The sequence below is a fragment of the Ensifer sp. ENS10 genome (genome assembly GCF_014852025.1).
Taxonomy (GTDB): Bacteria; Pseudomonadota; Alphaproteobacteria; order Rhizobiales; family Rhizobiaceae; genus Ensifer.
Genome location: NZ_JACVAS010000070.1, coordinates 1 through 255 on the forward strand (window position 1 = coordinate 1; position 255 = coordinate 255).

Genomic DNA, 255 nt, shown 5'->3' on the forward strand with positions numbered 1-255 from the left:
AGTGCCGCTCCTGCCCGTCGTGCCTGTCGCGCAAGACCAATCTCTGCACCGCGATCCGCTCGACCCAGGGCCAGGGCCTGATGCCCGACGGCACCTCGCGCTTCTCGATCGGCAAGGACAAGATCCATCACTACATGGGCTGCTCGACCTTCGCCAACTACACGGTGCTGCCGGAGATCGCCGTTGCCAAGGTCAACCCGGACGCGCCGTTCGACAAGATCTGCTACATCGGCTGCGGCGTCACCACCGGCATCG

General features: G+C 65.1%; 1 pseudogene. It reads left to right on the forward strand.

Going from position 1 to position 255, the window contains the following annotated elements:
- Positions 1-255, forward strand: a pseudogene (locus IB265_RS37975) (S-(hydroxymethyl)glutathione dehydrogenase); the annotation flags it as partial.